Origin of the sequence: Kribbella sp. NPDC003505 (assembly GCF_040610875.1) — a bacterium.
In the GTDB taxonomy this organism is placed as follows: domain Bacteria; phylum Actinomycetota; class Actinomycetes; order Propionibacteriales; family Kribbellaceae; genus Kribbella.
The window spans coordinates 96,601-117,237 of sequence record NZ_JBEXNA010000006.1 but is presented as its reverse complement, the minus strand read 5'-3'; the positions used below and the strand labels follow the sequence as shown (position 1 = coordinate 117,237).

General features: G+C 69.0%; 21 protein-coding genes. 10 read left to right on the top strand and 11 right to left on the bottom strand.

What is annotated here, in order from left to right:
* Nucleotide 1 precedes the first annotated feature (1 nt).
* The 6 genes from ABZX12_RS21765 to ABZX12_RS21740 form a co-directional block, all read right to left on the bottom strand.
* A complete protein-coding gene (locus ABZX12_RS21765; protein WP_131460665.1) occupies nucleotides 2-634 on the bottom strand; it encodes a DUF47 family protein in 633 nt (210 codons plus the stop codon).
* A 138-nt stretch (nucleotides 635-772) separates the two neighbouring features.
* Entirely contained in the window at nucleotides 773-1,081 is a 309-nt protein-coding gene (locus ABZX12_RS21760; protein WP_355695670.1) for a DUF202 domain-containing protein, read from the bottom strand.
* Complete coding sequence (locus tag ABZX12_RS21755) at nucleotides 1,078-1,410, bottom strand: DUF202 domain-containing protein (protein WP_355695668.1); 333 nt, start codon at nucleotides 1,408-1,410, stop codon at nucleotides 1,078-1,080. The genes ABZX12_RS21760 and ABZX12_RS21755 overlap by 4 nt, the downstream gene beginning before the upstream one ends.
* Nucleotides 1,407-2,672, bottom strand: coding sequence for a glycoside hydrolase family 3 N-terminal domain-containing protein (locus ABZX12_RS21750; protein WP_355695666.1), 1,266 nt, complete (start codon nucleotides 2,670-2,672; stop codon nucleotides 1,407-1,409). The genes ABZX12_RS21755 and ABZX12_RS21750 overlap by 4 nt, the downstream gene beginning before the upstream one ends.
* Before the next feature lies 1 nt (nucleotide 2,673).
* On the bottom strand, nucleotides 2,674-3,087 hold the full coding sequence (locus tag ABZX12_RS21745; protein WP_355695664.1) for a MarR family transcriptional regulator: 414 nt from the start codon (nucleotides 3,085-3,087) through the stop codon (nucleotides 2,674-2,676).
* Nucleotides 2,975-4,039 carry a DMT family transporter gene (locus ABZX12_RS21740; RefSeq protein WP_355695662.1) on the bottom strand — a complete coding sequence of 355 codons (1,065 nt, stop codon included), beginning with the start codon at nucleotides 4,037-4,039 and terminating at the stop codon, nucleotides 2,975-2,977. Before ABZX12_RS21740 ends, ABZX12_RS21745 begins: the two co-directional genes overlap by 113 nt.
* 38 nt (nucleotides 4,040-4,077) lie before the next feature.
* Here ABZX12_RS21740 and ABZX12_RS21735 point away from each other — a divergent pair, with 38 nt between their 5' ends.
* Complete coding sequence (locus ABZX12_RS21735) at nucleotides 4,078-4,698, top strand: TetR/AcrR family transcriptional regulator (RefSeq protein WP_355695660.1); 621 nt, start codon at nucleotides 4,078-4,080, stop codon at nucleotides 4,696-4,698.
* On the opposite strand, the gene ABZX12_RS21730 is transcribed toward ABZX12_RS21735, so the two are convergent.
* Nucleotides 4,695-5,357: a potassium channel family protein gene (locus ABZX12_RS21730; RefSeq protein ID WP_355695659.1), complete on the bottom strand. Its 663-nt coding sequence runs from the start codon at nucleotides 5,355-5,357 to the stop codon at nucleotides 4,695-4,697. The two genes, ABZX12_RS21735 and ABZX12_RS21730, sit on opposite strands and share 4 nt — an antisense overlap.
* The gene (locus tag ABZX12_RS21725; RefSeq protein WP_355695657.1) at nucleotides 5,354-5,863 is read right to left on the bottom strand and encodes an acyl-CoA thioesterase; all 510 of its coding nucleotides are present in this window, start codon (nucleotides 5,861-5,863) and stop codon (nucleotides 5,354-5,356) included. The genes ABZX12_RS21730 and ABZX12_RS21725 overlap by 4 nt, the downstream gene beginning before the upstream one ends.
* Nucleotides 5,864-6,003: 140 nt before the next feature.
* Between ABZX12_RS21725 and ABZX12_RS21720 the strand changes: the two genes are divergently transcribed.
* A complete protein-coding gene (locus ABZX12_RS21720; protein WP_355695655.1) occupies nucleotides 6,004-6,963 on the top strand; it encodes a hypothetical protein in 960 nt (319 codons plus the stop codon).
* Between the two features lie 36 nt (nucleotides 6,964-6,999).
* On the opposite strand, the gene ABZX12_RS21715 is transcribed toward ABZX12_RS21720, so the two are convergent.
* Nucleotides 7,000-7,638: a flavin reductase family protein gene (locus ABZX12_RS21715; protein WP_355695653.1), complete on the bottom strand. Its 639-nt coding sequence runs from the start codon at nucleotides 7,636-7,638 to the stop codon at nucleotides 7,000-7,002.
* A 98-nt stretch (nucleotides 7,639-7,736) separates the two neighbouring features.
* Here ABZX12_RS21715 and ABZX12_RS21710 point away from each other — a divergent pair, with 98 nt between their 5' ends.
* Genes ABZX12_RS21710 through ABZX12_RS21680 form a run of 7 tightly spaced genes read left to right on the top strand, consistent with a single transcriptional unit; the run spans nucleotide 7,737 to nucleotide 16,996 of the window.
* Entirely contained in the window at nucleotides 7,737-9,059 is a 1,323-nt protein-coding gene (locus tag ABZX12_RS21710) for a SidA/IucD/PvdA family monooxygenase (RefSeq protein WP_355695651.1), read from the top strand.
* 36 nt (nucleotides 9,060-9,095) lie between these two features.
* Nucleotides 9,096-10,613, top strand: coding sequence for a PqqD family protein (locus ABZX12_RS21705; RefSeq protein WP_355695649.1), 1,518 nt, complete (start codon nucleotides 9,096-9,098; stop codon nucleotides 10,611-10,613).
* A 2-nt stretch (nucleotides 10,614-10,615) separates the two neighbouring features.
* Nucleotides 10,616-11,083, top strand: a complete 468-nt coding sequence (locus tag ABZX12_RS21700) for a cupin domain-containing protein (RefSeq protein ID WP_355695648.1) — start codon at nucleotides 10,616-10,618, stop codon at nucleotides 11,081-11,083.
* Nucleotides 11,080-12,747 (top strand): class I tRNA ligase family protein, encoded by a 1,668-nt coding sequence (locus tag ABZX12_RS21695; protein WP_355695646.1) that lies wholly within the window; start codon nucleotides 11,080-11,082, stop codon nucleotides 12,745-12,747. The genes ABZX12_RS21700 and ABZX12_RS21695 overlap by 4 nt, the downstream gene beginning before the upstream one ends.
* A gap of 5 nt (nucleotides 12,748-12,752) precedes the next feature.
* A complete protein-coding gene (locus tag ABZX12_RS21690; RefSeq protein ID WP_355695644.1) occupies nucleotides 12,753-13,889 on the top strand; it encodes an FAD-binding oxidoreductase in 1,137 nt (378 codons plus the stop codon).
* Nucleotides 13,890-13,894: 5 nt separating this feature from the next.
* Nucleotides 13,895-15,193, top strand: a complete 1,299-nt coding sequence (locus ABZX12_RS21685) for an ATP-grasp domain-containing protein (protein WP_355695642.1) — start codon at nucleotides 13,895-13,897, stop codon at nucleotides 15,191-15,193.
* A 24-nt stretch (nucleotides 15,194-15,217) separates the two neighbouring features.
* Entirely contained in the window at nucleotides 15,218-16,996 is a 1,779-nt protein-coding gene (locus tag ABZX12_RS21680; RefSeq protein WP_355695640.1) for an ABC transporter substrate-binding protein, read from the top strand.
* A gap of 63 nt (nucleotides 16,997-17,059) precedes the next feature.
* Here the strand turns inward: ABZX12_RS21680 and ABZX12_RS21675 are convergent, their stop codons facing one another.
* The gene (locus ABZX12_RS21675) at nucleotides 17,060-18,304 is read right to left on the bottom strand and encodes a cytochrome P450 (protein ID WP_355695639.1); all 1,245 of its coding nucleotides are present in this window, start codon (nucleotides 18,302-18,304) and stop codon (nucleotides 17,060-17,062) included.
* Nucleotides 18,305-18,536: 232 nt separating this feature from the next.
* On the opposite strand from ABZX12_RS21675, the gene ABZX12_RS21670 reads away from it, so the two are divergent.
* Nucleotides 18,537-19,847, top strand: a complete 1,311-nt coding sequence (locus tag ABZX12_RS21670; protein WP_355695637.1) for an MFS transporter — start codon at nucleotides 18,537-18,539, stop codon at nucleotides 19,845-19,847.
* Between the two features lie 561 nt (nucleotides 19,848-20,408).
* Here ABZX12_RS21670 and ABZX12_RS21665 read toward each other — a convergent pair.
* Nucleotides 20,409-20,637 (bottom strand): hypothetical protein (locus tag ABZX12_RS21665; protein ID WP_355695635.1); only part of this gene is annotated, 229 nt, incomplete at its 5' end.

Sequence of the window (20,637 nt, the reverse complement as noted above, 5' to 3'; positions counted from 1 at the left end):
CTCAGCTCTCCTTGACCGCGATCTGCTCGACCGTGTTGGCGACGTGCTCGAACGCGTCGATCGCGGCCTCCAGCAGGTCGACCACGGTCTTCAGCTTCATCACCGTCAGCGCCTCGTACTCACCGCTGAACAGCTTGGCGATCAGCCGCCGGTGGACCGCGTCGCCGGTGTTCTCCAGCCGGTTGATCTCGATCCAGTACTCGGCCAGGTCCTTCATGGTCCGCAGCCGCGGCATGGTCTCGGCGGTCAGCTGCGCGGCCCGCTGGAGCACCTCGATCTGCTCGGCGATCTCCTCCGGCAGCTTCTCCAGGTTGAAGAGGTGGATGGTGTCGACCGCCTCCTCCATGAAGTCCATGACGTCGTCGAGGTCGGAGGCCAGCCGGTAGATGTCCTCCCGGTCGAACGGCGTGACGAAGGTCGAGTTCACCCGGCGGATGATCGAGTGGGTGGTCTCGTCGGCCGCGTGTTCGGCGTCCTTCATCTGGGCGGCGATCTGATGACTCGCGGAGAGCCCGGTCCCCGCCGTACTGCCGAGCAGCTCCGCCAGGATCCTGGATCCTTCGACCAGGTGGTTGGCAGACTCGGTGAAAAGGTCGTAGAACGTCGGGTCGTTCGGACGCAGACGTAACGGCACTTCAAGCTCCGGATGAACGAGGGACAAACCGTGAACATGCTAGGGGGAACGGACCGCTGACGTGGCATCCGCCAGGTCAACGTACCGCGTCGGTATGAACTCGCCGCCGGACGATATACGGCCGGTAACTGATCGGTTTCACCGTGTGATCACGGCGTACAGGTCGAAAAGCCCGACGACGAGGACCAGACCGGCCGCGATCCGCAGGATGTTCTGATGGCCGAGAGCGTGCACGGCACCCCCCTCGGAGCGACGGTAGACGGCGCTCGCCGCGGCCCAGCAGCCCAGCGCCAGCACGAGAACGACGATTCCGAGGCCCGTCCGGACCTCCGACGAACCGTGGCCGGAGGCAAGCAGCAGGACGCCGTTGGCGATCAGTCCGAGCGCCGTACGCCGCCACGCGAGCAGCGTCCGCTCCGGCTGCCGACCGGGATCGGGTGTGCTCATCGCCACACTGAGAACAACAGACCGATCAGTCCGACCACGGCGATCGTTGCTCCGAGCATCAGCGGCAGCCTGGTCACAGGGAGTGCGCCGCCGCGACGCATCGCGGTCAGGTTGAGCTGCCAGCGCCGGAAGGCACCCGCCGTCGTGACGATTCCGGCGAGGACCAGAACGATGCCGATGATCCGGGCCGGCCAGCGGTCCGGACCGAGGTCGAGGAACTGGACGGCGGACAACCCGCCCGCGTAGCAGGCGAGGGAGGTCCGAAGATACGCCAGGTAGGTGCGCTCGTTCGCCAGCGTGAAGCGGTAGTCAGGCTCTTCTTCCGTCATCCGCAGGTCACCAGACCGTGGTCCTGTTTGAGGGTCAGCACACGACGCACGCTACTTGTCAGCTGCGCGGCGAAGGACTCGTCCTCCTCCGCCTTGTCGACCAGGGCCGTCACCATCGTCGCGGTCAGCCCGGCCTTGGCGTTGATGACGATGTCGCCCCCGGCCGCGACGAACCGGGTCGCCCGCTCTCCGGCCGGGACCGTCGCGACCTCCGCGGCGGCGCCGACGTCGTCGGTGATCACGACACCGCGCCAGCCGAGATCGCCGCGCACCATGCCCTGGATGACGGTCGGCGAGAACACCGCGCGGTTCTTCGGATCGATCTTGGTGTAGGTCACGGTCGAGATCATCACCATCGACGTACCGGCCTTGATCCCTTCCGCGAACGGCCGCAGGTCGGCGTCGCCGCGGACCGTGACGTCGTCGACGACACCGGCCGAGAAGTCGGTGTTGCCGCGGACGCGTCCGAGCCCGGGGAAGTGCTTGACCGAGGTCGCGACCCCGGCGTTGCGCATGCCCTGGACGAAGGCCCGCACGCCCTTGGCCGCTTCGGCCGGCGTGTTGCCGTACTCACGGTCCAGCTGGCCGATCGGTGCGTTGCTGGACTTGAGCGAGCTCGGTACGACGTCCGCGACCGGTGCGAGGTCGACGGTGACGCCGGCCCGCTTGAGCTGGCTGCCCCACTCCTGAGCCTGCGCGGTGAGCTTGGAACTCGACCAAGTGCCCTGCACCGTCGCGGCCGGGATGCGATCGAAGCCGGGGCCCTTGAGGCGCTGGATCTGGCCGCCCTCCTGGTCCGCGGCGATCAGCGGACGGATGCCCTTCACGGTCGCGGCCGAGGTCACCGCCGCCATCGCCGTGCGGGTGTGCGACAGGCTGCCGCTGCTGCCGATCAGGAAGACGCTGCCGGACTTCTGCTGCTGTACGACGGCCTGCTGGGCGTCCGACATGCCATCGGCGTTGATGCCGGTCATGATGAGCTGCGCCGCCTGCTCGCGCAGGGTGAGGGCCTTGATCTTCTGGTCGACGCAGTTCGCGGCCGTCGGCTTCGACGACGAGGACGGCACGGACGTCGGTGCCGTGGGCGACTCCGTCGGTGCCGTGGGCGACTCCGTCGGGGTGGTGGGCGGCACGGTCGGTTCGGCAGTCGTCGGGATCGACGAGGACGGCACGGTGCTCGGCCCCGCCGTCGGGGTTCCACTGTCACCGCAGCCGGTCACAGCGAGGGCAGTCAGCGCGATCAGCGCGACCGGACGCCTCATCTCAGGTCCGCTCCCACGCCGCACGATCGACGGTGTCGCCGGAATGCCGGGCCAGTGTCGCGCAGACGTCGTACAGGTGCTCGACCTGCTCGGGCGTGAGCGCGTCGAAGATCGCCCTGCGCACCTCTTCGACGTGGCCGGGCGCCGTGTCCACCAGCTTCTGCCGGCCGAGCTCGGTGAGGATCGCGACCTGGCCACGGCGGTCGGACTCGATGCCCTCGCGCTTCACCCAGCCGTTCTGCTCGAGCCGGTTGACCGCGTGCGACAGCCGGCTACGAGAGCCGAGCGTGGCGACCGCGAGCTCACTCATCCGCAGCCGGTTGCCCGGCGCCTCGGACAGCCGGACGAGAATCTCGTAGTACGTGTGCGGGATTCCGGCGTCGCGTTGCAGCTGCTGCTCGATCCGGCTGCTCACCACGCGCTGCGCCGCGATGTACGCACGCCAGGCGTGACTCTCCTGCTGATCCAGCCACCGGGGTTCCACCATCCCCGCAGCGTACTTGCTGCCCGAGCCGGATCAGCAGTACGGCGGCAGCACAGACCAGCATGCCGACGACGGCGAGCCCGCCGATCGTCTCGTGGAACAGCAGGAACGCGAACACCATCGTGGTCGGCGGCACCAGGTACAGCAGCGAACTGATGCGCGTTGCGCCCGACAGCTTGAGGTTGACCAGGTACAGACCCCAGCCGCCACCAGTTGCCAGCAGCACCAGCCAGAACACCGCACCGTAGAAGCCCGGATCAGCGGGCACACTCATCCGGCCGGTCGACGCGGCCAGGGCGGCGAAGAGGATCGCTGACACGAGACTCTGGACCGCCAGCGCATCGAGCGAGGTCGTGGCCGGCTTGCGGAGCCGATCGAGACACGTGCCTGCGACCAGACCGAGCAGGCCGCCGATGGGCAGCAGGAAGAGCAGCGCCGAGCCGTGCCCGGCGTGGAGGTCGTCGGCCACCACCAGAGCGACGCCGGCCAGACCGAGGAGCAGCCCGACCCACTGGCGTCGGCTGACGCGCTCGCCGAGCAGCGGTCCGGCGACGGTCGCGATCAGGAGCGGCTGGAGCGAGCCGATGAGCGCGGTGACACCGGCCGTGATGCCGTGGTCGATCCCGGTGAAGATCAGTCCCAGGTACACGAACTGGGTGAGGAAGGCCATCCACGCCTGGGTCACGAGGTCCCGGCGGGAGATGCGCGGCCGCCGGATCGCCAGCACCGCGGCGGCGATCGCGCCCGCGACGAGGAACCGCCAGGCGAGCAGGTCGAACGCGTTCGTGTACTGCGTCCCCCAGCGGGCGCCGATGAAACCGCAGCTCCAGAACACGACGAACCCGGTGCCGGCGGCCAGCGTGAGCGCCTTGTGCGTGGTCATGGAAGGACGGTAACCACACCGGTCGGTATACTGTCAGTATGCTCGACCAGCAGGTGAGACTGATCGTGGACCGGGAGATCCCCGCGGCGCCCCGGCTGACGCCGGCCGGCGAGCGGATCCTGGCGGCCGCGTCGACGATGTTCTACGAGCAGGGGATCCGGACCGTCGGCGTCGACGCGATCGCCGCGGCGGCGGACGTGACGAAGAAGACGCTGTACGACCGGTTCGGGTCGAAGGACCGGCTGATCGCGGCGTACCTCGAACGCCGGGACCGCGCCTGGCACGAGTTCCTCGACGAACAGCTGATCGCGCGGAACCCGACCACGCCGGAGGCGGTGATCCTGGCGCTGTTCGGCGCGCTGACGGACTGGCTGGCCGGATCGCGCAACGGGTGCGGATTCATCAACGCGAGTGTGGAGCTGGCCGCGCCGGACCATCCGGCGATGCCGGTGATCGTCGGTCAGAAGCGGTGGATGCGGTCCGAGTTCGAGGCGCAGGCGCGCGCGGCGGGGTTCGCGGACACCGGCGAGCTGGCCGACCGGCTGCTGCTCCTGCACGAGGGCGCCCTGGTCAGCTACCGGGTCGCCGCGATGACCTCGGCGCCGGAGGTGGCGGCCCGAGCAGCCGCGGATCTGCTGGCGGGGTGGCCGCGAAGCTAGCTGTTGCTTCGCTTGGTGATTGTGAGGCCGACGAGACGGGACACGACCATCGCGACGTACCCGAGCCCGGCGAGTTGTTCGAGCATGACGACCGAGCGGCTCCAGGACGTGATCGGGACGATGTCGCTCAGGCCGGTGCTGGACAGCGTCGTGAAGCTCAGGAAGAGCAGCTCCATCCAGGTGCGGTCGTTGGCGGGGTCAACCGCCGCGGTGAAGCTGCCCGGTACGAGGACCTGGACGAACACGTACAGATAGGCGAAACCCCAGGCCACCAGGGTGAAGGTGGCGCCGGTCGCGAAGAGTTCGTCGACGCTGACGTCGTGGTCGGAGAGCATGTAGCGAAGCAGGCAGTAGGCCGCGTAGAAGTAGAAGGCCGCGTGCAGCGCGCCGGAGATCGCGACCACCGGCTCGGTCGGGTTGACCGCGTCGAGCAGCGACAACGCCACCGCCGGAATGCCCAGGCAGACGCTGACCCAGGTGAGCCCCGGGGTCGCGCGAACCGAGAAGACCGCGAGCACGAGGACGACGATGCCGAGGATCTCGAACCCGACGCGGCCGGCACGCGATCCCTCCATCGCCGGATAGACGAGTACGCCGAGCAACTGCACCACGAGCAGCACAGCGGACGGGTTCCGCCGGGCGTGCGCGAGAACGCTCATCGGGATTCCTCGCGGGAGGCGATGATCGCGGCGCGGCGGGCCAGCCGGTGGCTGCGGCGGATCTCGGCCTCACGCAACCGCCGCCGGTCCTCGTCGGTCTCCGGCACCACCTGCGGCACCTCGCGGGGCTTCCCCTCCTCGTCCACGGCCACGAACACCAGGTACGCCGACGCGACGTGCACCTGCGGGCCGACGGCGTCCCAGCGGTCGGCGGTGATCCGGACGCCGACCTCCATCGAACTCCGGCCGGTCCAGTTCACCTGCCCGCTGAAGTGCACGACGTCACCGACGCGCACGGGGACCAGGAACACCATCTCGTCCATGGACGCGGTGACCGCGGCACCACCGGAGTGCCGCGCGGCGACCACCCCCGCGACCGAGTCGACCAGCGTCATGATCACGCCGCCGTGCACAGTGCCGAGCAGGTTCGTCTCGTTCTGCGCGGTGATGTGCGACAGCGACAGCCGCGTCTCCGAGGTCGGTCGCGACGACGGGCTGCTGGACATGCGCACTCCTTGTTTGCTGGACGTGGGTCTGCCGCACAGTATCCCGACGGCTTGTCCACAGGCATGGACTCGCGTGCTCCGGCACGCGCCGATCCTCGTACCTTCTCTGCCGACTTCTCTGCCGACAAGGAGGTCCGCCGATGCCCATCGACACCACCGAACATGCCCAGAGCAACGACTTTCCCGAGACCAGCTCTCCCGACCCGGTGCTGCCGCCGTTGTCGCGGCGACAGGCCGATCGGCTCGTGCACCTCGCCCTGCGCACGGCCGCCGACCTCGGCGTCGCCGTTCGCTACCAGGGCGGTGCCGCGCTCGTGCCCGCCGACCGCTCGGTGGACACCCCCGTGCTCGGGCTGAGCAACCTCGCGCGCATCCTGTCCCGCTTCGACGAGCACAGCTGGCCGGCGCTCATCGAGGAACACTTCCGCCAGATCCTGGAACAACTCCGCGAAGGCCCACCGACGCCACCGGCCGACCCCGAGCGCGAGCTGATCCAGCGGCTGGTCCCGCGCGACGCGTTACCGCCCGACTGGACCGCGGATCGACCCGACTTCCTGCCCGGTCTGGTCTCCGTGCCGTCCACGCAGACCGACGGCATCGTGACGATGTACCTCGAGCCCGCCGACCTGGATCTCACCTGGTCGGATGCCGAGCGCTTCGGCCTCGCCAACCTCCGCCGCATCCAGGACGAGGTCGAGTATGTCGAGCACGACGACCTCCGCCTGGCCGTCGTCACCGGGACAGCCTTCGCCGCCTCCCGCGCACTCGTCCTCGACACCGTGTTGCACGAGTCGCTACGCCTGGACCACGCACCCCACGGCCTCCTGGCCGCCGTACCCGCTCGCGACACCCTGCTGCTCCACGTGATCGAGGACCTCACCGTCATCCCCGCCCTCGGCGTCCTGCTGAACGTCGCCGCCCGCTGCCACTCCCGCGATCCCGGCCCGCTGTCCCCGGACGTCTACCTCGTGAGCCCCGACTTCACCTGGCATCCCGCCACCACCGCACTCCCCGACCACACCCCGCTCCGCCTGTCCCCGGAGCTCGAGTCGTTGACGAAGCTTCTCGCCACCCGGGAGCCGCCGCCTGGCACGTCATGAGGAGGTTGCTGACGGCAAGCTCTGGCGGTGTCTTCGTCAGTCTGCCGGGCTTTCGCCCTCAGGTTTCTCAAAGTGGCCGGGCCAGTCGGTGTAGCGGATCCGGGTGATGGAGCGGACTTCGCCGAGGGTGGTCCACTCGTCCCTGCCCAGCCGGGCGAGAGGGCGGAGGCGGTGGATGTCGGGGTGGTTGCCGTCCAGCATCGTCTCGTCGATCGCGAGGTGGCGGACCTGACCGATGACCAGGGTGCAGTCGCCGAGCTCGAGGGTGGTGTGCAGGGTGCACTCGAGCGCCACCGGCGATTCCGCGACGCGGGGGACGGCGACCGTCCGGGACGGCTCGGCGGTCACCCCGATCGCCTCGAACTCGGAAATCTCCGGTGGGAAGTTCGTGCCGGACGCGTTCACCTGCTCGTAGAGGTGCTCGGCGGCGAAGTTCACCACGAACTCACGGGTCGCCTCGACGTTGTTCAGGCTGTCCTTCCGGCCGACCGAGGTGAACTGCACCATCGGCGGCTGCACGGACGAGACGGTGAAGAACGAATGCGGCGCCAGGTTCAGCACGCCGGCGGCGGACAGGCTCGACACCCACGCAATCGGCCGCGGGACGACCACCGAGTTCAGCAGCGCGTAGAACTCCCGCCGTCCGACGGCCTCCGGATTCACATCGACACGCACACCGGCAGTACATCAAATGGTCAGGGAGGTGTATCAACGGCCGGCTGAGTCGGGCTCTCGAAGGGAGGTGATGGTGATCCGAGACGAAGGCGGCGCGGATGTCAGAACACAACTCTGTGGAAGTCGAACTGCTTGCGATCGGTGCGGGGCCGTCGAATCTCGGGCTGGCGGTGGCGCTCGAGGAGCTGGCGCCCGATCTGGCGGCGGACACCCTGCTGATCGACCGCAACCCGGCGATCGAGTGGCAGTCCGGCATGCTGATGCCGTGGGCGACCAGCCAGGTGTCGTTCCTCAAGGACCTGGTCACGCAGCGGGATCCGAGCAGCAGGTTCTCGTTCCTGAACCATCTGTTCGAGACCGGCCGGCTCGACGAGTTCGTGAACATGAGCACCTTCACGCCGTACCGGGTCGAGTTCACCGAGTACCTGCGCTGGGTGGCGGAGTCACTCACCGGGGTCCAGATCCGGCTGGGGTGCGAGTGCCTCGGGGTGCGCGCGCGGCGCGACGACACCGGCGCGGTGACCGGGTGGGTCACCAGCCTCGCCGACGGTACGACGATCACCAGCAGATACCTGGTGTACGGCGGCAGCCGGGAACCGAACATCCCGCCGGAGCTCGCCGGCCTGCCCCCGGAGCGCGTCGTCCACAGCACGCAGTACCGCCACCGGGTGGCGGAGCTGTCCGGCGACCTGCCGTACCGGGTGGCGGTGCTGGGCAGTTCGCAGAGCGCCGCCGAGATGTTCCGGGCGCTGCGTGACGATCTGCCCGACAGTGACATCGCGTGGCTGATGCGGTCCATCGGGCTCAGTTCGGACCAGTCCAGCAAGTTCACCAACGAGATGTACTACCCGTCGTTCGTCGACGAGTTCTTCGACGCCCCGCCGCAGGCGCGGGAGCAGATCCTCCGCGAGCTGTACCGGACCAACTACTCCGTCGTCACTCCCCCGATGCTCGAGCACCTGTACGCCGACCTGTACCTGGACCACTTCCAGCAGCGCACCGATCGGCGCCTGATCACGATGGTCGACATCACCGCCGCCCACGAAGCCGAGGACGAGCTGGTGCTGGAGCTCACCGACCGGCGGACCGGAGCCGTCACCGAGCTGCGCCGCGACGTGATCTTCCTCGGCACCGGTTTCGACACCCGGATGCCCCGGCTGGTGCGGGATCTGGCCGACGACCTCGGCCTGGACCGCATCGACGTCACCCGGCAGTACCGCCTGGACCTCAACGGCACCGGCGGCGAAGGCAGCAGCGCGGCCTGCTACCTGCAGGGCGTCAACGAGGAGACCCACGGCATCTCCGACTCGCTGCTCAGTGTGCTGGCGCAGCGGTCCGAGGAGATCTGCCGGGACATCGTCGCGCACCGGGAGCGGATCCCGGCGGCGGCTGTATCAGCCAACGGGCCGGCCGGGCTCTAACGGATGGGAATAGCCCCAGCCCGCGAGGAGAACCGGATGACAACACTCGAACTGGATCGTCCGCCCGGCCTGGCACAGGCCCGGGACCGGACGTTCACAGGTCTGCGTGCCGCCATGCCGCCCGGCGTCATGGACGAAGCGTTGCGGTGCAGCGGCCAACTGCTGGCGGAGCTGCCGCATCAGCCCGAGCTGGAGCGCAACCTGGTGCTGGTGGCGTTCGGCGGCGGCAAGGACAGCTCGTACACGCTGGCCTTCGTCCGGGCGATGCAGCTGATCCTGGACCGGGTCCACGGCCGCACGTTCCGGATGCGGGTGGCGACCAACCGGCACGCGGGGATGCCGCGTGCGGTGATGGAGAACATCGACCGCGAGTACCGCGCGCTGGAGCTCTTCGACGACCCGGACTGCGAACTGCTGCTGGTGGACGGCGACGAGATCAGCGAGTTCTACGTCGACTCCCCGCAGCGCGAGCACGTCGTCCGGCGCAACCGGCTGGACATCCTGATGACCGGTCACCGCACGTTCGCCGACGGGCGGCCGACGTTCTGCAACTCGTGCAACCTGAGCGTCTTCAACGCGTTCGGGCTGGCCGCCGCCTACGGTGACGGCGCCGACGTGCTGATCACCGGCGACTCGCCCCAGGAGCAGCATCAGTACAGCTTCTGGGTCGGGCGGCTGGCCCGTCGGCTGCGCACCGGCCCGGCCGTACGGCCGCGGGCGCGTGGGAACGGGTTCGGCCGGATCCTCGGCCAGCTCGACGACATCTCGCAGGCGTACTTCGCGGACATCCACGGCGCGGACGCCGACGACGCGATCAGCGAGCGCCGGGTCAGCACCGACGTCCCGGACCGGCTGAAGTTCTTCACGGTCTACGGCGAGACGGCGTACCGGGCCGGCGACCACTTCGACCTGCTGACCGGTTTCCTCGGCTTCCAGTTCGACGACCTCGCCTTCAGCTTCACCGAGTCCGACTGTGCGAACCCGGCCCTGATGGCGCACCTGCGCGGGATCAAGGCCGAGCGCGTGTTCGAGCGGTCGTACGACGAGGGCCTGGCCGAGTACGTCGAGTTCGCGCTCGGCCTGATGCGCAAGAAGGACATCCCCGACCAGCTCGTGGAGATGATGCGCGCCCGGTACGACAGCCCGGACGCGCCGGCCCGGATGCGGAAGGCCGCCGAGGAGTACGCGCTGCAGACCTTCGGGCTCACCGGCGATCACCTGGTCTGCATGACGTACTCACCCTTCGCCGGGCACGGCGCCGGACTGGAGCGATTCCTGGAGCGCGAGCACCCGCACCTGTCCGACCGGCTCGACGAGATCCACAGCCTGCTGGCCGGCGCGGGCGACGACCTCGCGCTGGACGCCGAACTCGAGCGGATCAGCGGCCTCACACCGAGCCAGTTGCGCGTGCTCTACAGCCGCTCGGTGCAGAGCGCCGCCGGCGGGACGCCGGTGATCGACCTGATCCTGGCCGGCGATCCGCACAAGGCAGTCATCGAGACCCGGCACTCCAAGGACGGTCCGGACACCTACGAACAGATTTCGGGACGGTAGCCATGGTCGTACACATCTCCCGGCTGGATCGCGACAACCTGCTGCACGAGTACGGCGTGGACACCCAGCGCCTGCAGCCGTGGCCGGTGCTGAACGCGCCCTTCGAGCTCAGCTACGCGGTCTGCCGGGCGGGAACGGTCTCCAAGCTGCACACCCACCACGAGCAGGAGATCTTCGTCGCCGTCTCCGGTGAGTGCGTCGTCGAGTGCGGCGGCGAACGGCAGCCGTTCCGCGCCGGCGACGTCTCGTACTTCACGCCCGGCCAGCTGCACCGGGTGCACAACACCGGCGACGAGGACTTCGTCTTCTGCAGCATCTGGTGGGACCCGGAGATGTCCCACAAGTTCCTCGCCGAGTACGCCGGCTCGGACACCGAGCGGTTCGCCGTCGAGGCGGCCGCGAAGGTCGACGAGAACGGCCGGGCCGCCGAGGCCATCGAGTCCGCCGAGCGAGTAGGAGCCAGCCAATGACCCGACCCCTGCCGTCCGACGACGACCGTCCGGTTCTCGTCCTCGGCCCGAACCCGACGCCGAACGGCGGGATGCATCTCGGGCACATCGCCGGTCCGTACCTGGCCGGCGACGTCTACGCCAGGTACCAGCGGGCCCGCGGCCGCACGGTGATCTTCACGTCCGAGACCGACGACAGCCAGACCTACGTGGTGGCGTCGGCGGGCCGGGAAGGCATCACGCCGGAGGAGCTGTGCAAGCGCTCGACCGCGAAGATCCAGGAGGCGCTGAGCGCGATCGGCATCTCGATCGACGGATTCGGCCCGTTCGACCAGACCTATCGCGCCACCGTGCTGCAGTACTTCAGCGCACTGCACGCGGCCGGGGTGTTCCGGCTGAAGACCGTCCGCCTGCCGTATCTGGAACGGACCGGCGAGTTCATGGTCGAGGGCCTGATCGAGGGCGACTGCCCGGTTTGCCTGACGACCAGCCGCGGCGGGCTCTGCGAGACCTGCTGCCACCCGAACAACTTCGACCAGCTGATCAACCCGCACTCGACGATCAACCCGGAGGACAAGCTCACCTACCGCGAGGCCACCATCATGGTGCTGCCTCTGGAGGAGTACCGCGAGCAGCTGACGACGTACCACGAGAACCTCAAAGAGCACCGCCGCCCGCACGTGCGGCAGATGATCGCCGAGCTGCTGTCCCGGCCGCTGCAGGACGTGCCGATCACGTTCCCGCTGAACTGGGGTATCGACCCGCAGTTCCCGGAGGTCCCCGGGCAGGTGCTGAACGCCTGGCTCGAGCTGATCCCGGCCGGCATGTTCACCACGTCGTACGCCGCCGCGAAGCTCGGCCGGGACACCGTGCCCGGCGAACTGTGGCGCAAGGCTGCGGATCACACGACGAACCTCCGCATTGTGCACTTCCTCGGCTTCGACAACGCGTACTACTTCTGCCTGCCGCACATCGCGATGCTGATGGCGCACGGCGACAAGTACGTGTGGCCGGAGTCGATCATCAACAACGAGTTCTACGAGCTGGAGAGCTCGAAGTTCTCGACCAGCAAGGGACATGTGCTGACGCCCGAGGAGCTGCTCGAGGAGGTGCCGCGCGACGTCGCCCGGCTCTACCTGGCGCTGACCGCCCCGGAGTACCAGCGGTCGACGTTCAGCCGGGCGGGCCTCGACAAGATGGCCGAGGACCGGTTGGTGGGCCCGTGGAACCAGCTGGCCGGCGTTCTCGCCAAGGCGGTCGCGAACGCAGGCGGCAGCGCCCGGCTGCCGGTCTCGGCCGCCGCACGGCAGCGCGTCACGCTGATGCGCGACCGGTTCGACCTCGGGTACGAGATGCCGACGTTCAACCTGAACCGTTCGGCGGACACGGTGCTGGTCCATATCGACCGGTTGCGGCGGCATGCGCTGACGCTCGACGGCACCGGCCTGGACGAGCAGCCGGAGGCCTGGGGAGACCTGTTCTGCGAGGTGAAGGCCCTGCTCGCGGTGGCGTCGCCGTTGCTCATCGATCTCGCCGCCGCGGCCGGTGAGGCCGGGGCGTTCGACGAACTGCCGGACGCCGGGGTGCTGGTCACCGGATCCTTCGAGCTCGCCGAGGTCACGCCGTTCGTGCCGCCGTTGCTGGCGGCCGGGACGGCGGACGGCGAGCTCGCCGGAGGTCGGTGATCCCGATGCGGATCACCGTGGTCGGCGGCGGCGTGATCGGACTGCTGACCGCGATCGACTGCAGTCGCGCGGCCGGCGTCGAGCAGGTGGACCTGTTCGACGCCGGCCCGATCCCTTCGCCGACGGCGACCTCGCACGATCGGCTCCGGGTGGTGCGCGCGCTGCATCGCGGCGAACCGGCGCTGACGCTCGCGGCCGCCCAGGCCCACGAGGCCTGGATGGAGGTCGAGGGACTGGTCGGCGCGCGCTTCTACCACCCGGCCGGGGCGCTGACCGCGATGCCGGAGCCGGAGGCGGCGGCATCGCTCGCACTGTTGACCGCCGCCGGCGCGCGGGCGTGGGGTCTCGCGCCGGACGAGCTGGCGCGCCGGTATCCGCAGGTGCGCTTCCCGGTCGGTTCCGGGGCCGTGCTGGAGGCCACCGCGGGCGCCGTGCTCGCCGACCGGGCCCTGATCGCGCTGGCCCGCTGGCTGGGCGGCCGGCCGAATGTCCGGTTGCATCCGCACCGGCGGGTCGTCGAGGTGTCCGGGAGCGACCGCGGCGGCGTGATCCGGTTCGCCGACGGCGACTCCGCGACCGCCGACCGGGTCGTCATCGCGGCCGGTCCCTGGTCGCGTGAACTCGTGCCGGGCGTCATCGCCTCGACGCTCACGCTGTACCGGCAGACCGTGCTCTCGTACCGGCAACCGGAGTGGGTGGGACTGCCCGCGGTGCTCGGCCTCGGGCCGGATCGCGACGCCTGGCTGATGCCGACGGTGCCGCACGCGGACGCACCGCTGCGGTTGAGCGCCGCGAGCGCCTGCCGGCCGACCCGCGAGATGTCCGACCGGACCACTCCCGACCGCTGGCGGGAACACCTGATGACCGTGTTCGCCGACGTACTCCCGGGGTTCGATCCGGCCGCGGTGACCGATGCCACCGACGGCTACTACCTCGCCGAGCGGGCGCGCGGCGGACCGCTGCTGTCGTCGTACGGCGGCGGCGCGGTCTGGGCGTACGCGGCGTGCGGCGGGATGTCCTTCAAGTTCGCGCCCCAGATCGCACGGACGATCGCTGATCGCGCGGTGGGCGCCCCGCCCCGGCCGGTCGGCCTGGACCCGATCGACAGGCCGCGGCAACTCGCCGCGGTCGGTGAGGAGTAGGTGCCATGAAACTGCTCGCCCTGGAAGCCGTGCAGAACGCCGGCTACTACCAGTCCCGCTACCGCCAGATCGAGGAGTTCGGCGGGACCTTGTTCGTGCTGAACGGACTCGGTGAGCCGGACTACTGGCCGGCCGACCGCTACCGGATCGCCGGCTCGCGGCACATCGACGACATCATCGCGGCGGCTCGCGAGTGGCACGCCACCGAACAGTTCCACGGCGTCCTGACGTTCTCCGAGTCCGGCGTACTCACGGTGGCCGCGGTGGCGGAGGCGCTCGGGCTGCCCGGTGTCGGTCTGGACGCGGCCAGGATCAGCCGCAACAAGCTCCTGATGCGGGAGGCCCAGGAGCTCGGCGGTGCGCCGGTGCCCAAGTTCCGGCTGGCGGCCGACCTCGACGCTGCGCTCGCCACCGCGGAGGAGTTCGGCTACCCGGTCATCCTGAAGCCCACGTTGGGTGCCGCGAGCAACTTCGTGTTCAGGATCGACACCCCGGACGAGATGCGGACCCGGTTCCCGCAGGCGCTCGAGGGCATGGCCGGGATGTCGTGGTTCCGGATGGAGGCCGAGGGCCTCGACGTCGGCCCGTACGGGCTGCTGGTCGAGTCGTTCCTGGACGGCCGCGAGATGCAGATCGAGGCGCTCGCCTGGGACGGCGAGGTGTACCTGGGCTCGATCGTCGACCGGATCACGATCGAGGGCAACACCTTCGACGACGACGCGCATCGCGCCCCGACCACCCTCGACGAGGACCAACTGGCCGCCGTGCACGAGGTGGTGGCAACGGCCGCGCACGCGCAAGGGCTGCGGCGCAGCGTGATGCACGCCGAGGTCCGCTTCCACCGCGGCAAGCCGCACCTGCTGGAGATCGCGGTGCGGCCGGGCGGTGGCGGGCTGGACTACTTCGCCCGGCTCAGCACCGGCTACTGCCCGATCCGCGCGACGATGGCCGTCGCCGCCGGTCTCAAACCCGAGGTCCAGCACTACCGCCCGACCGGTGTGCACCTGGCCGGCACCTGCCTGATCGGTCCGGCAGGCGTGATCGAGCAGATCACCGTGCCGACCGAGGTCGCCGAGTCCGACCGGGTGTTCTTCCTCAAGATCACGGCGCAACCGGGCGACGTCATCCGGCGGCCGCCCGACGGCAACAACATCCTCGGCTTCCTCTGCACCAGCGGAGCGACGTTCGACGAAGCGATCGGCACGGCGTACAAGTTCGCCGAGCAGATCGACGTACGCCTGGCCGCGCCGGATTCCTTCCCCGCCCCACCGCCCCGGTCGGCGGCAACCAAGCTGACGGCCTGATCCAACTCACGAGAGGTGACCTGGATGTCCACTGTGCTGACCGAGCACCAGTCCGACCAGCCGTCCGAGGACGGCCGGCCGATCAAGGGTGGCACCGTCACCTGGGCCTGCAACCCGGGCTTCCCGCCCGCGGCCATCTTCCCGTTCACGCCGCGGGAGCGGATCGGCATCCGCAACCTGTACGAGTTCCAGGTGCTGATGTTCCGCCCGCTGTACTGGCTCGGCCGGGAGGGCAGGCCGGAGGTGAACCCCGACCTGAGCCTGGCCTACCCGCCGGAGTGGAGCGAGGACGGGCTGAGCGTCACCGTCACGCTGAAACCCTGGCAGTGGTCCAACGGTGAGCCGATCTGCGCCGACAACGTGATGTTCTGGGTGAACATGATGGCGGTCAAGGGCGACCGGCTCGGCTACTACGTCCCCGGCTACTTCCCGGACAACCTCACGTCGTACGAGAAGATCGCCGAGGACAAGGTCCGCTTCACCTTCGACGAGGTCTACTCCAAGACCTGGGTGGAGATGAACCAGCTGTCGCTGATCACGCCGATGCCGAAGGCCTGGGACCGGACCGAGGACGGGCCGGCCCGTGCGTCGTTCGACAAGGCCGACATCCCGGCCGTCTACGACTACCTGGTGAGCCAGAACGGCGACTGGACGGTCGAGGCGAACCACTTCCGCGGCGGCTGGGCGGACAGCCCGGTGTGGAGCGTCGTCAACGGCCCGTGGCGGCTGAAGAGCTACACCCTCGACGGCGTCGTCACCTTCGTCCCGAACGAGAAGTACTCCGGCCCGAACAAGCCGCACCTGGACGAGTTCCGCCAGGTGCAGAACGACACCGACGAGCTGATGTACGAGCGCCTCAAGGCCGGCCCGGACGCGCCGGACGGGATCCAGGTCGGGTACCTGCCGCCCGGCTTGGAACTGACCGACGACGAGCTCGCGGACAAGTACCGGCTCGTCGCGCAGGACCTGTTCGTGGTGCGCTACATGCCGTTCAACTTCGACAACGACTCCACCGCCGCGGCGATCTACAAGCACGCCTACGTCCGGCAGGCATTGCAGATGTGCCTGGACCAGGACCGCGCGATCCGGGAGATCTTCCACGGCAACGCGTACCGGATGGACGGCCCGGTGCCGATCTCCCCGGCCAACCCGTACGTCTCGCCGAAGCAGCGCAACGACCCGATGCCGTTCGACGTCGACGCGGCCCGGCGGCTGCTCGAGGCGCACGGCTGGGACACCAGCACGCTGCCGGCCGGCTGCGTTCAGCCGGGTGAGGTGGCCGGCTGCTCCGGCGAGGGTGTCGAGATCGGCGACCGGCTCTCGTTCACGATCCGGTACGTCGAGGGCAAGGTCGCGCTGACCCGGATGCTGGAGATGTTCAAGGAAGATGCGGCGAAGGCCGGAATCGAGCTGAAGCTGGAGCCGGTGTACGGCTCGGTGATGGTGGCCGAGGACCACAGCCCCGGTCCCGCGAAGCGGCTGTGGGAGATCAACAGCTGGAACGGCGGCTGGTCGTTCTACGGGCACCTGACCGGCGAGATGCTGTTCCGCACCGGCGGCGGCAGCAACTTCGGCGACTACAGCGACCCGAAGGCCGACGAGCTGATCGACCGGACCGTGCACAGCGACGACCCGCAGGCGATGTTCGACTACCAGGACTACATCGCCGAGCAGGTGCCGACGATCTGGTCCCCAGGCTTCCCGAACCGGATGTTCGAGGTCGCGAAGAACCTGCGCGGTCTCGAGCCGGTGAACCCCTACGGCCTGATCACGCCCGAGGACTGGTACTACGTCGAGGAGTGAACCGTACCTACAAAAAACACTGCCCCAGCCGATCGGCTGGGGCAGTGTCATGTCCGGCGAGGTTCAGGACTTCGGCGGGATGGTCGCCGCCGGCAGGTGGTGCATGCCGCGCAGCAGGGTGCTCGGCTCCCACTCCAGGTAGCTCGGGTCGGCCGTCATCCGCAGGTCCGGGAAGCGCTCCAGCAGCCGGGTCAGCGCGATGTTCGTCTGCATCTTGGCCAGCGGCTGGCCGATGCAGAAGTGCGGGCCGTGACCGAATCCGAGGACGCCCTTCGGCTTGCGGTCCAGGTCGAGCGTGTTCGCGTTCTCGTACTGCTCGTCGTCGCGGTGCGCCGACAGGATCGACAGCGCGAGGATGTTGTCCTTCGGTACGACGACGTCGCCGATCTCGATGTCCTCGGCGGTGAACCGGAAGGTGGCCACGCCGACGCCGCCGTCGTACCGCATCAGCTCGTCGATCGCATGCCCCATGATCGACGGGTCGGACCGCAGCCGGGCCATCGCCTCGGGGTGCGTGAGCAGGCTGAGGATCGCGTTCGACAGCGTGTGCTGCGAGGTGATGTGACCGGCCACCGTGTACAGGAAGATCATCGCGACGAGTTCGTCGTCGGTCAGCCGGTCACCTTCCGGCGAACCCTCGATCATCGCGCTGACCATGTCCTCGGCCGGGTTCTTGCGCTTCATCTCGATGATGTGCCGGCCGTACTCGATGACGTTCTTCGAGGCGTTCTCGACGACCTCCGCCGGGTGGCCGGCGCCGACCAGCTCGACCGCCCACTGCTGGAACCGCTCGCGGTCCTCGAACGGGATGCCGAGCACGTCGCAGATGATCACGATCGGCAGCGGCTGGGCGAACTCGCCGACCAGGTCGACGTCGTCGCGGCCCTCGAGCTTGGTCAGATAGTCGTCGACGAGCTGCTCGATCCGCTCCCGGAACGCCTCCATCCGGCGCAGCGTGAAGGCCTTGCTGACCAGCGAGCGCAGCCGGGTGTGCCGGGGCGGGTCGCTGTTCAGCATGTGCTGGGACAGCTCGTCGTCGAAGCCGACGTCGGGCTTCTCGTCCTCGACGTAGGTCCCGGTGTGGCGGGCGAACATCTCGTTCATCCGCGTACCGTCCTTGCTCACCCTGGGGTCCTGGAGCAGCGTCCGTACGTCGGCGTACCGGGTGACGAGCCAGACGTCGGCGCCGTGCGGGAAGACCACGTGGTGCACACGGCCGGCCTTGCGGTACGGCTCGAGGATCTCGTACGGCCTCTGCATGAAGTCGTCCGGGATCCGCGGGAGGGCCTCCGTCATTTCGGTTGTCATAGGTCAGATCCTCCTGGGAACAAGGCATGTCGACAGGGGCGCACGTGCGCTCCGCTACGCGTCGCCGTCATTCATCAGAGGCGTCGGCCGGCCCGCCCTGATACGCCTTGTTTTGTTGCTTTTGGGGACTGTCGGTACGGCGCTGCGAGCGGTAGCGTGCAGGACCGAATGCCTTCTGGCACAAGCCCGCCGGGGGCAGCGTGGTCACCGGCACAGAGGGGTGGAGTAACTGATGAGCGAAGAAGTCGACCGCGAACCGAGTTCGACCGGGCAGCCGGGTGAAGGACTCGGCGCCATCGCGACCTGGCGCCAGACGTCGATCACGTCGAAGGCACTGCTGTTCGGCGTCTTCGTCAACCGGCTGGGCGCGTTCCTGCAGATCTTCCTGGTGCTGTTCATGACGCACAAGGGCTTCAGCGCCGGCCAGGCCGGTTTCGCCCTCGGTGTCTACGGCGCCGGCCATGTCCTGGGGTCGTTCGTCGGCGGCTGGCTCACCGACCGGTTGAGTGCGCGGGCGGCGACGTTGATCAGCATGCTCGGCTCCGCCGCGCTGATCGTCTCGATCCTGTACATCAACGTCTACTGGGTGATCCTGCTGGCGATCCTGACGGTGAGCACCGTCAGCATGCTGAACCGGCCGGCCGCGCAGGCGATGCTGGCCGAGCTCACCAAGCCGGGCCAGCTGGTGATGACGATGGCGATGTACCGGCTGGCGATCAACCTGGGCACCGCGGTGACCCCGATCGTCGGTGTCGCGCTGGTGTCGGTCTCGTACAACCTGCTGTTCTGGGCCGAGGCGTTCGCCGCCGTCCTGTACAGCGCGATCGCCTGGCGCTTCCTGCCCGGCAAGGCCGCACCGGAGGAGGCCGCCGCCGCCGCCGACGCCAAGGCCGCGGAACCGAAGCAGGGCTATCGCGCCGTGCTGGCCGACTGGCGGTACGACTTCTACCTGGCCGCCGTGTTCCTCGTGACGATCGTCTACTGCCAGTACATCGCGGTGCTTCCGCTGGCGATCGTCGACGACGGCAGCAGCCTGTGGTGGTACAGCCTGGTGGTCTCGGCCAACGCCATCGTGGTGGCCGTCTGCGAGGTGCCCGCGACCAAGTACGTGCAGACCTGGCCGCTGCGGCTGACCGCCATCGCCGGGTTCGGTCTGGTCGCGGTCGGGTACGGCGTCTACGCGATCGCGCTGGTTCCGGTGCTGCTGATCCTCGGCACGCTGATCTGGACGATGTCGGAGATCATCGGCGCGCCGACCACGTTCGCGTACCCGGGCATGGTGGCGCCGCCGCACCTGCGCGGCCGGTACTCCGGCGCCATGCTGAGCGTCTTCGGCCTGGGCAACGCGGTCGGTCCGGCCGTCGGTGTCTGGCTGTGGGACCAGGTCGGGCAGACATTCTGGCTGTGGGCGGCCGGGGTCGCCGTGCTGTCCGCAGTCTGCGCCCGCATCGGCATGCGCCGTCCGGATGAGGAGCCGGCCGTCGCAGAGGCCAAGGCCGACACGACCGCACCGGACACCACCACCCCGGAAGCGGCGACCTAAGAACGCAGAAGACGGAAGATGGAGTGGGAGCTGGGTGCCCGGCTTGGTTCGGCGGTCGGCATTCCACGTCCCACACCATCTTCTGCCTTCGAGGCTCGTTCAGAAGTCTCGAACAGGCCATCAGGCAGAGACCAAGAAACTGAGCTTGGTGGCCGGCTTCGGCGGTTGGCCGGAGGTTTGCCAGCGCGAGCTGAGCGCCGCCCTGCTCATCAGCAGGGCCGGTCCTCCGACAATCCCAGAATTCGAAACCGCCAGGTGAGCAGGATCAGCCGAACCGGGGCCGTCGCTCGTACGCCGCCCCATCACCACCCGATCCCACAGGCAGCCCGGTTCAGCCCCCGCGCTCGGTGAGCACGCCGAGGAGGGGCGCGGATGACCGGTGAAGGATGACCTGCGACGCGGCTCTGTCCGCGAGTGGAGGTTGCGCCGGTTCGGTTCGGGCAACAGGACGAGCCGCACGAAGGCGAAGGCCACTGGGAAGCTTCGGCCTCCCCTGCCCCGTCGCAGCACAGCAACCTCCTACCCGCTGGTCCGCGGGGGAGGTTGATGTGTTCTCCGGCCTCAACCGGTAGCTGCGAAGTCGGCTGCTTGCTGGAGCGCAGCCTCATCGGCCCTCCATCGCGAGCGGTCGGCGAACGTCGCCACCGCGACGCCCGCGGACACCCACTGGATGGGCTCCGTGGGCTCCGTCGGCTCCGTCGGCTCCGTCGGCTCCGTCGGCTCCGTCGGCTCCGTCGGCTCCGTCGGCTCCGTCGGCTCCGTCGGCTCCGTCGGCTCCGTCGGCTCCCGT